The organism is Rhodopseudomonas sp. B29 (genome assembly GCF_000333455.1).
GTDB lineage: Bacteria > Pseudomonadota > Alphaproteobacteria > Rhizobiales > Xanthobacteraceae > Rhodopseudomonas.
Genome location: NZ_BADD01000566.1, coordinates 1 through 9,976, shown reverse-complemented (window position 1 = coordinate 9,976; position 9,976 = coordinate 1). Strand labels below are relative to the sequence as shown.

Annotated in this window: 11 protein-coding genes; 6 read left to right on the top strand and 5 right to left on the bottom strand. The window is 64.9% G+C overall.

What is annotated here, in order from left to right; genetic code table 11:
• The coding region (locus tag I5M_RS20170) for a histidine kinase dimerization/phospho-acceptor domain-containing protein (RefSeq protein WP_022723045.1) at positions 1 to 1,991 on the bottom strand (1,991 nt) is incomplete at its 3' end.
• Positions 1,992 to 2,114: 123 nt separating this feature from the next.
• On the bottom strand, positions 2,115 to 2,543 hold the full coding sequence (locus I5M_RS20165) for a DUF1330 domain-containing protein (RefSeq protein WP_022723044.1): 429 nt from the start codon (positions 2,541 to 2,543) through the stop codon (positions 2,115 to 2,117).
• A gap of 85 nt (positions 2,544 to 2,628) precedes the next feature.
• On the opposite strand from I5M_RS20165, the gene I5M_RS20160 reads away from it, so the two are divergent.
• From I5M_RS20160 to I5M_RS20150, 3 genes are all read left to right on the top strand, one after another.
• Positions 2,629 to 2,991 carry a DUF1304 domain-containing protein gene (locus tag I5M_RS20160; protein WP_022723043.1) on the top strand — a complete coding sequence of 121 codons (363 nt, stop codon included), beginning with the start codon at positions 2,629 to 2,631 and terminating at the stop codon, positions 2,989 to 2,991.
• A gap of 120 nt (positions 2,992 to 3,111) precedes the next feature.
• Positions 3,112 to 4,332: an ABC transporter substrate-binding protein gene (locus I5M_RS20155; protein WP_022723042.1), complete on the top strand. Its 1,221-nt coding sequence runs from the start codon at positions 3,112 to 3,114 to the stop codon at positions 4,330 to 4,332.
• A gap of 277 nt (positions 4,333 to 4,609) precedes the next feature.
• On the top strand, positions 4,610 to 4,822 hold the full coding sequence (locus tag I5M_RS20150) for a hypothetical protein (RefSeq protein ID WP_022723041.1): 213 nt from the start codon (positions 4,610 to 4,612) through the stop codon (positions 4,820 to 4,822).
• Between the two features lie 39 nt (positions 4,823 to 4,861).
• Here I5M_RS20150 and I5M_RS20145 read toward each other — a convergent pair whose 3' ends face one another.
• The gene (locus tag I5M_RS20145; protein WP_022723040.1) at positions 4,862 to 5,113 is read right to left on the bottom strand and encodes a hypothetical protein; all 252 of its coding nucleotides are present in this window, start codon (positions 5,111 to 5,113) and stop codon (positions 4,862 to 4,864) included.
• A 196-nt stretch (positions 5,114 to 5,309) separates the two neighbouring features.
• Between I5M_RS20145 and I5M_RS20140 the strand changes: the two genes are divergently transcribed.
• The gene (locus I5M_RS20140) at positions 5,310 to 7,469 is read left to right on the top strand and encodes a transglycosylase domain-containing protein (RefSeq protein ID WP_022723039.1); all 2,160 of its coding nucleotides are present in this window, start codon (positions 5,310 to 5,312) and stop codon (positions 7,467 to 7,469) included.
• Positions 7,470 to 7,491: 22 nt separating this feature from the next.
• Here I5M_RS20140 and I5M_RS20135 read toward each other — a convergent pair whose 3' ends face one another.
• Together I5M_RS20135 and I5M_RS20130 are read right to left on the bottom strand one after the other, a co-directional pair.
• Positions 7,492 to 8,007, bottom strand: a complete 516-nt coding sequence (locus I5M_RS20135) for a hypothetical protein (RefSeq protein ID WP_022723038.1) — start codon at positions 8,005 to 8,007, stop codon at positions 7,492 to 7,494.
• A gap of 126 nt (positions 8,008 to 8,133) precedes the next feature.
• Positions 8,134 to 8,535 (bottom strand): SRPBCC family protein, encoded by a 402-nt coding sequence (locus I5M_RS20130; protein WP_022723037.1) that lies wholly within the window; start codon positions 8,533 to 8,535, stop codon positions 8,134 to 8,136.
• Between the two features lie 109 nt (positions 8,536 to 8,644).
• Between I5M_RS20130 and I5M_RS20125 the strand changes: the two genes are divergently transcribed.
• Positions 8,645 to 9,415 (top strand): thioesterase family protein, encoded by a 771-nt coding sequence (locus tag I5M_RS20125; RefSeq protein WP_022723036.1) that lies wholly within the window; start codon positions 8,645 to 8,647, stop codon positions 9,413 to 9,415.
• Positions 9,416 to 9,539: 124 nt separating this feature from the next.
• Positions 9,540 to 9,800, top strand: coding sequence for a hypothetical protein (locus I5M_RS20120; RefSeq protein ID WP_022723035.1), 261 nt, complete (start codon positions 9,540 to 9,542; stop codon positions 9,798 to 9,800).
• Positions 9,801 to 9,976: the final 176 nt, after the last annotated feature.

Here is a 9,976-nt window from a genome sequence, read left to right as displayed (position 1 = left end):
AGGCGGCCGCAGCCGTTCATCGCGTCGCGCGCATTGATCGCCAGATTGATCAGCGCGCTGCCGAGTTGCGACGGATCGGCCAGCGCCGGCCGCAGATCGGCGGCCGGCGTCACTTCAATGTCGATGCGCGGACCGAGCGTCGGGCGCAGCAGCTTGACCGTGTCGAGCATCAGCGCATTGACGTCGAGGCTGCGCGGCTGCAGCGGCTGCTTGCGTGAAAACGACAGCAGCCCGTTGGTGAGATCGCTGGCGCGGGCCACCGCCTGATCGACCATGGCCGCTACCTCTTTCAGCTGCGGCTGGTCCGCGACGCCCTCGGCGAGGATTTCGACCCCGCCGGTGACGACAGTCAGAATGTTGTTGAGATCGTGCGCGACGCCGCCGGTGAGCTGGCCGATGGCCTGCATCTTCAGTGATTGAAGCAACTGGCGCTCGGCCTCGCGCAGCGCCGTAACGTCGCGATACACCACGACCGCGCCGCCGAAGCTGCCATCCGCATTGTGGATCGGCCGGCCGCTGGCGGAGAGCTGCACCGCGGGCTTGTCGGTGCGTTTGATGGCGAGCTCGACATTGTCGAAGCTTTCGCCGCCGCGGGCGCGGAATGCCGGGCATTCGTTTGGCGGCATGCTGCTGCCGTCTGGGCGCAGGCGCTGATATTCCAACTTCCAGCGTTCGGAGCCGATATCGCTGAATTCGCCGAACAGCTTTTTGGCGGTCGGATTGCCGAACACCCGTTGTCCCTCGGAGTCGAGCACCAGCACCGCGTCCGCCATGCCGGCGACGGTCTGGTCGAGCAGGTCGGATTTGGTGCGGAGTTCCGCCGTCGTCGCCTTGATGCGTTCCGCCATCTGCTCGAAGGCGCCGGCCAGCACGCCAGTCTCGCCACTCAAGCCGCGTGGCAGTGCAAGCTTTCCGGTTTTGCCGAAGGCCTGAACCGCGGCCGTCACCTGTGCGATGGGCCGCGCCAGCGAACGCGACAGCAGCATCGACAGCAGCGCGGCGGACATCGCGGCGATCAGTGCAACGATCAGGATCGAGGTGTTGAGCGCTGCGGCCGGCGCCATAATGGCTTCGAATGCGGTGGTTTCGATCACGCCGATGCGCTTGCCGCCCGGCATGGTCGTGAACCCCACGACCGCGGCGACGCGCTGGCCGTCAGGCGCTTTCAAGATGGCGGCCGTGCCGGGTTTGTCGGCCAGCGAGGCGGCAAGTTCCGGGAAGTCTTCCTGCCAGCGCCGGCTGTGGCTGGTCGGCACGATACGGCCTTCGCGCAGATTGACGAGGTAATTGCCGTCGACATCGACCACGTAGGATGTATTTTCTTGGCTCAGCGCGCTGCGGATGCGCTCGAAAGTCGGCCGCATGTCGAGGTCGAACACGATGACGCCGAACGGCGTGCCATCCAGCTCATGCACAGGCGTCAGGAAAGTGATGACTGGTTCCGGCGTATCGCTGTCGCTGCCGGGCCTGTTCCAGGATAGATCCACCTCGTCGCCACTCATCGCGCTCGCCTGCTTCAGCAGCTCCATGTCCAGGCTGCGCGACAGCTCGGATTGCGGCACGATGCGCACGCTGTTGTCAGGGCCGTCGCGATCGACCCGAACCAATTCGAGGCCGTCGTCGGCGAGCGCGAAGTAGCGATAGCGAAGAATCCCCGGCTTGGCGCGCATCTGGCCCGCATAGGCCTCGTTGAGACGCCGCCGCCACTGCTCCTCGGTGATGCCGTCCTCCGGATCGAGTCCGCCATTCCGGCGCGCGCGGGCGATGCCGAGATGTGGGGGAAAGCTGCGTGCCCCGAGAGTCTCGTTCCGCACGGTGCGTAGCAGCGCCTCGACGGCGCCGATCCGCGCTTTGGTCTGGTCGGCCAGCCGCTGTATCCCGGCCGGCACGACGGCATGGCCGATATTGTAATACGCAAGCAGGCCGAAGGCGGCGACCGTGCACAGCACGAGCGCCGTCATCGCCAGAGTGAGGCGCACCGACAGGCGCATGGATCGATCCAGTCCCCGCTAATCAGACGGATCCAAACTAACGGATCGGATTTGCATGCGCCAGCGTACCAATGGCCATTCCGGACGAGGTTTCCGGAAGGCGCACTTCCGGCGTCGCGAACGCTATTCGGGTATTTCGCCGAACCCTTTGCCGGCCGGCAGCGGCTTCAACCGGATCAGCCGGGAATCTTCCACGGCGGCCTGGCGGTGCTTGACGGCTTCGCGATAGACGGGATCGCGTATCATTTCGACAAAGGCGGCCACACTCGGATACTCGGCGACGAACACGCGATCCCAGTGCTCCTGCTGCGACCCGATCAGCATCAGTTCGAACTGCCCCTGCCATACGATCTTGCCGCCGAGCCGGGTAAAAACCGGACCGGAGTCGCGACCATAGGCCGCGTAGGCCTCGGCGCCGGTCGCCTCGCGCCCGTCCGGATAGGTGGCGCGCGACTTCAGCCGCACCAGGTTCAGCATGTGAATCGGGCCCGGGCGATCGTTCTCGCGAAACTTCGCGAAGATTTCCTTGGTCGGATCGACGTGGCCGGTCATGCGGCGCTCCCCTTTTTGCTTTGTGGTTGACCGTGCTAGTACCACGACGCGAAGGTTGCTGTCTGCCCCGCGGAGAATTTGCCTCATGCCCATCGTGGCCGCTGCCCTGACCGGACTAGTCGCGGCGTTGCACCTGTATTTCCTCGTGCTGGAAATGTTTCTCTGGACCCGGCCGCTCGGCCTGAAGACCTTTCGCAACACACCGGAGCGTGCCGCCGATACCGCCGTGCTTGCAGCCAATCAGGGGCTTTACAACGGCTTTCTGGTTTCGGGGCTGATCTGGGGGCTGGTGCACCCCGACCCGCTTGTGGCGCTGCAGATCAAGACGTTCTTTCTGATCTGCGTGATCATCGCCGGGCTCTATGGTGCCTGGAGCGTCAGCCGCCGTATCCTGTACATTCAGGCGGTCCCGGCCTTCCTGGCGCTGATCGCCGTCTGGGCGGTCTGATCGACGCGCCCGGTGCCGCCATGATTGCGGCATTGCCACTGCCTGCATGCTGATCCACACTCCCGGCTAACGGCGGCTCACAGAAGACCGCCGGCAACAAGCCCAAGGGAGTGAGACACGATGACCAGCCTGACCCGGGCCGCGTTAGCGGCCTTTGCGACCATTGCGCTCGGCGTGGCTCCTGCGGCCGCGCAGAAGAAGTACGACACCGGCGCCAGCGATACCGAAATCAAGATCGGCCAGACCGTGCCGTTTTCCGGCCCGGCCTCGGCCTATGCGGGCATCGGCAAGACCCAGGCCGCCTACATCAAGATGATCAACGACCAGGGCGGCGTGAACGGCCGCAAGATCAACTTGATCCAGTACGACGACGCCTATTCGCCGCCCAAAGCTGTCGAGCAGGTCCGCAAGCTTGTCGAAGGCGACGAGGTGTTGCTGACGTTCCAGATCATCGGCACGCCGTCGAATGCCGCCGTGCAGAAATATCTGAACGCCAAGAAGGTGCCGCAACTGTTGGCCGCGACCGGCGCGACGCGGTTCAGCGATCCGAAGAACTATCCGTGGACCATGGGCTTCAACCCGAATTACCACACCGAAGGCCGGATCTATGGGCAGTACATTCTCAAGAACCACCCCAACGCCAAAATCGGCGTGCTGTACCAGAACGACGATCTCGGCCGTGACTATCTGGCGGGCCTGCGGTCCGGGCTCGGCGACAAGGCCGATAAGATGATCGTCGCCGAAGCGTCCTACGAGCTGACCGACCCGACCGTCGATTCGCAGATGGTGAAGCTGAAGTCGTCCGGTGCCGATCTGCTGTTCGATGCTTCGACGCCGAAGTTCGGCGCACAAGCGATCAAGAAGGCGGCCGATCTCGATTGGCACCCGGTGCACATCCTCGACATCAACGCCAGCCCGGTGTCTTCGACGCTGAAGCCTGCAGGCCTCGATATTTCCAAAGGCATCATCAGCGTCAACTACGGCAAGGATCCCGCCGATCCGCAGTGGAAGGACGATCCGGGCATGAAGAAGTTCACCGACTTCATGGAGAAGTACTATCCGGATGGCGACAAGACCTCGACCATCAACACCTACGGCTATTCGACCGCGCAGCTGCTGATCACCATCCTCAAGCAGTGCGGCGACAATCTCACGCGTGAGAACGTGATGAAGCAGGCCGCCAGCCTGAAGAACGTCGTCGGCGATCTGGCGTTGCCCGGCATGTCGATCACGACGTCACCAACGGATTATCGGGTCAACAAGCAGTTGCAGATGATGCGCTTCAACGGCGAGCGCTGGGAACTGTTCGGCCCGATCATCGAAGACGGACCTGCGATGTAAGAGATGGCGGAAGGCCGGCGCGGAAATGCATCGCGCCGGCCTTCCGGTTGCGTTCACAGATGCGAATATCCAGGTAGAATTCTCAGGTCTGGCGCACTTGCTAACAACTAATCGGTAATCGTGTCGGACGACTTGGTCCTTTGTTCTATTTGGTCTCGCCACGCTGCGGCCAAAACGGGACAGACGCAGTCGTCGAATCGTCGTCGAATGATCGCATTGAATCGACGCTCCGTTGAAGCGTCGACCGGGAGGCGCCGCGCTACGCGGCGGGAATGCGATGAAGCCAGGCAGCGACAATAATCGCTATTTCACCGTAGAGCAGCTCGAAGAGATCGCGGTGGCCAAATACATCGAAGCGGCCTTGACGCCCGAAGGCGATGAACGCGAAGAATTGCTCCAAGAGGCGAAGCGCTTCGCCAGCCGCGCCAAGATGAAGAGCTGGCTGATGGGCGAGATCGGAATCGCGCCGCCGCGCCGCGATCTGCACTAGAGCTTTCCGGCCTGCGACCACGGCCGAGGAACCGGCCGGCTATTCCCACGGAAGCGCGCTGACCTCGCGCTGCAGCCGGTCCATCGCGGTGATCACTGCGGCGGCCGCGAACTCGCGGCTGGCCGCGCCCGGATCGACCGAGGCGACTTTCCAATTGGCGAAGTTGGTGTCCTCGTCCGGCTGGCACGGCTTGATCCGGATCGCCTCGACCTTGTCGCAGTGCCGCTGCCGGCGAACATCATCGAGCAGCAGTTCCTCGATCTGCTCGGCAGTCATCAGAGAACGGGTCATAGGACGTCCTTGTCGGCCGGCCAACGCCGCCGGCGAGCTTGCTATCGCAGGCTTTTCCGCTTCCGGCTTGCGCTGGCTCAAACCGCAGGACGGCGTGGCCGCGGCTTGCGATGGAACCTGCCTTAACTATCGCTTTACCGGGCCTTAAACCGGCTCGGCTAGCTTCGCGCCTCAGTCGGCGTGGGCGTTGAGTGAGATGGCGTGGGGCAAGAAAAAGGCCGGCGTGAAACGGGAGCCGAAATTCGGCCTGCCCGAGGCGTTGGCGAATCTGCGCCTTTCTCCGGATGATCGGGTCGGTACGGCCGAGGACAAGCCCAAGAAGAAGCCGGCCGCCAAATCCGGCGGCGGTGGCGGCGCGCGCAAGTCGCGCAGCAAGTCACGCGGCGGTCTGCGCGGCCTGATCACCAAGACGTTCTACTGGAGCGCCGTGCTGTGCATCTGGGGGGTGCTGGCGGTCGTCGGCGTGATGGTGTTCGTCGGAACCCAATTGCCGCCGATCCAGTCGCTCGAAATTCCCAAGCGGCCGCCGACCATCACCATCGTGGCGGCCGACGGCAGTCAGCTTGCGGTGCGCGGTGAGCAGGCCGGCACCAATGTGGCGCTGAAGGATCTGCCGCCCTATCTGCCGAAGGCCTTTATCGCCATCGAGGATCGCCGCTTCTATCAGCATTTCGGCGTCGACCCGATCGGCATTGCCCGCGCGGCCGTCGCCAACATCCTGCATCGCGGCGTGTCGCAGGGCGGCTCGACGCTCACTCAGCAGCTCGCCAAGAACCTGTTTCTCACCCAGGACCGTACGCTGACGCGCAAGCTGCAGGAGGTCGAGCTGGCGCTGTGGCTGGAGCGCAAGCACTCCAAGGCCGAGATCCTCGAGCTCTATCTCAACCGCGTCTATTTCGGCTCGGGCGCTTACGGCGTCGAGGCTGCGGCGCAGAAGTACTTCGGCAAGTCCGCCAAGGACGTCACGCTGGTCGAGGCCGCGATGCTGGCCGGCCTGGTCAAATCGCCGTCCCGGCTGGCGCCGAACCGCAATCCGGAAGGCGCCGAGAAGCGCGCCCAGACCGTGCTGGCCGCGATGAACGATGCCGGCTTCATCACCGACAAGCAGGCCCAGGCGGCGATCGCCCACCCGGTCTATACCGTCAAGCCGAACGGCGCCGGCACTGTCAACTACGTGGCCGACTGGGTCGGCGAGGTGCTGGATGATCTGGTCGGGCAGATCGATCAGTCGATCATCGTCGAGACTTCGATCGATCCCAAGATGCAGTCCGAGGCCGAGGCCGCGATCATCGACGAACTCGCTGCCAAGAGCGTCAAGTTCAAGGTCAGCCAGGGCGCGCTGGTGGCGATGACCCCGGACGGCGCGGTGAAGGCCATGATCGGCGGCCGCAACTACGCCGAAAGCCAGTTCAATCGCGCCGTCACGGCCAAGCGCCAGCCCGGCTCGGCTTTCAAGCCGTTCGTGTACCTCACTGCGATCGAGTCCGGCCTGACGCCCGATACGATCCGTCAGGACGCCCCGCTCGATATCAAGGGCTGGAAGCCGGAGAACTACAGCCGCGAATACTTTGGCGCGGTGACGCTGACTCAGGCGCTGTCGATGTCGCTCAACACCGTGGCGGTGCGGCTCGGCCTCGAGGTCGGGCCGAAGGCCGTGGTCCGCACCGCTCACCGGCTCGGCATCGCCTCCAAGCTCGACGCCAACCCGTCGATCGCGCTCGGTACCTCGGAGGTTTCGGTCACCGAGCTGGTCGGCGCCTACGCGCCGTTCGCCAATGGCGGCCTCTTGGTGTCGCCGCATGTCGTCAACCGCATCCGCACCGCGCAAGGCAACAAGATCCTGTACACGCGCCCGAGCGAGCCGCTCGACCGCGTCGTCGATCCTCGCGCCGTGGCGATGATGAACACCATGATGGAGGAGACGCTGCGCTCCGGCACGGCCCACAAGGCCAGCCTGCCGGGCTGGATGGCGGCCGGCAAGACCGGCACCAGTCAGGATTTTCGCGACGCCTGGTTCATCGGCTACACGTCGACGCTGGTCACTGGCGTCTGGCTCGGCAATGACGACAACTCGCCGACCAAGAAGGCGACCGGCGGCGGCTTGCCGGTGGAGGTATGGACGCGGTTCATGCGTGCGGCGCTGCAAGGCGACACGCCGCAGCCTCTTCCCGGCGGTTATGTTGGCGGCGGGGCGACCATCGCCGAAGCGCGTCCGCGCGGCGACGCGACCGTGGTCAATGTCGCGCCGGCGAACGTTGCGCCGAGCGCGCGGCCGCAGCCGACCCGCACCGCTGTGCGCCCCGAAGCCGCAGCGGGCATCGATGGCTGGCTGATGGACCGTCTGTTCGGCCGCTGAGGTTGCTATCTTGCAGCCGTGCCTAATGACGGCGACGATGCTTGCGATGGCCGCCGCCCATATTGGCGAGCTGCATCAGTTGCGGGATCATGGCCATCATCTGGCTGCCACCCTGGCCGCTCATCATCCCCATGAAGTCGCCGCCACCGAAGCCAGCCGGGCTGACGCCCCCAAAGCCCGCGGGACTGACGCCACCGGTGTCGTAGCCGCCAGGCGCATAGGCCGGCGCACCGCCATAGCCGCCGCCGTTTCCAGCAAAGCCACTACCAAAGCCGCCGCCGAGGCCTCCGACCTCAGCCCCGCCGTTCTCCATCATCCGGCCCATCATCGGCCCCATCGTCTGCATCAGCATGGCGAAGCGGCGCTTGCCCATCTTGGCTTTCATCATCTCCAGCATCGGGGCCATCTGGGTCATCATGTCTTCGCCGCCGGCGCCACCGCCGAGTCCGGCGAATTGGGCGTGGGCGGGCGCGGCCGTCACGCTGGCCAGCACCAGCAGCGCGGCCAAGCGGCACGGGATCTTGTCGGCACCTGTCATCACATCCTCCCCTCAGGCTGCGCCCCTCCGCGAGGCGGCTCGGGATCACGCTCCAGCCTGCAGTTCAGACGAGGAGACGCCTGCGGTCTGTGCGGCAGATCACTGAAGCTCCGGCGACGCCCTCTGCTACGCCGCCGGCTGCGCCAGGGTTCGCCGCATGGCCGCTACGGCCAACTCCATCTGGGCTGCGATCATCGGCTCGAGCGCATGCGGCAGCAAATCGATGGTCCAGCGGATGCGGCAATTCCCGCCATCCGGAATGACTTCCACTGCAGCGTTGTAGTGCGCGATGCGGTCATTGGGCGGAATGGCGTAGACCAGCCGGCGCCGCTGATCGTCGCAGCTCACCAACAGTTCGCGCGCGACCTGACCGTTCGCGAACGTGACGATCCTGGCGTCGCCGTCGAGCCGGGCATCGCTGACGAAGCCGGGGACCAGCCGGCGATGCAGTGCGCCGAAATCACGGAAGGCGTCCCAAGCCGCATCTGCCGACGTGTCGACGCTGAAGCTCTTCTCGATCGAAGCCATTAGTCACCTCCGCCATGCGTGGTCCGACGATCCGCCTGATCGTAGCAGTGTTGCAGAGCTAAGCGGTTTGTGGGAGTCAGCGCGACCAAGGTCTCAACGAGCGGGCAGTATGGACGCGATCTTTCGCATCGACGGGCAGAACATCGAAACCAGCCATCATGCCGCCGGGCCGTGGCATCCGACCATGCAGCACGGTTCGCCGCCGTCGGCGCTGGTGGCACATCTGGCCGAAGCCATGCCGTCGCCGGTGCCGATGCAGGTCGCACGCGTCACCGTCGATCTGCTGCGTCCGGTGCCGGTCGCGCCACTGACTTACGAGACCGAGGTGTTGCGCGAGGGCCGCAAGATTCAGCTCTGCGCCGTCCGGCTGAAGGCCCAGGGCGTCGTGGTGGTCCGCGGCACCGTGCTGAAGACTCGCGTTGCCGAGACCGAACTACCCGATGATATCGATCATCCGCCGATCGACGTGCCGCCGCCGGACGCCTGTCCGCCACTCGAGGCCGGCTTCAGCAACGCCTTCGTCCGGACCATGTCGTTGCGCAAGGTCTACGGCGGCTTCGGCTCGCTCGGGCCGGGCGCGACCTGGTATCGCGCCGACCTGCCGTTGATCGAAGGCAAGCCGATGTCGCCGGTGATGCGCGCGGTGGTCGCCGCCGACTTCAGCAACGCGACCTCGGCGGTGCTGGATTTCCGCCATTGGACCTTCATCAACGCCGACCTCAACGTGTTTTTCGCCCGTGCGCCGGTCGGCGACTGGATTCTGCTGAATTCGGAGATGTGGCTCGGCCCCGACGGTGCCGGCATCGCCGCGTCGAAGCTCGGCGATCAGCACGGTTACTTCGGCCGCGCCATCCAGAACCTGGTGATCGAGAAGCGCTAGTAGAGGCCCTAGGTCTGCTGACTTAAGCGGCTATTAACCATCCCGGAGCCAACAATGAGGTGCCGCAACGCGGGGCCTCGCTGAACGCTCCGTCTGCCCGGCACGGCTGCCTGGAGCGAAGTGGATGGTCCCGCTGTATTCCGAAAAAACCCCGGCCACGATGGACGAGATCCGCATCCGCGTCGGACACGCGCTGGCGCGGAATCCGCTGTGCCGCGACGTCCGCTTCGAGATCGTCGCGACGCCGCGAACCCGCAAGGGCGGTAACTGGACTATCAGCCTGCGATCGATCGCTCCCGATGCGCTGTGGGAAGCTTCCGAGATCGTCGCCGACATCCAGGAAGCGTACGAACTCGCCACCGAGCGCAGCGTCATCGCGGCCTGATCCACCTGCCAAACAGCGACCCCGCGGAACCTCCGCGTGGGCTGAGCACCCGNAAATACCGCCACCGGGCCATATTTCGCCTGCANTTATGCGCGAGATGAACGCCGTTCGTCATCGCGACGGAGATCGACTTTGACAGNNGCACCACCGTCTCGNCGCTGGGCTGCGTACTGATC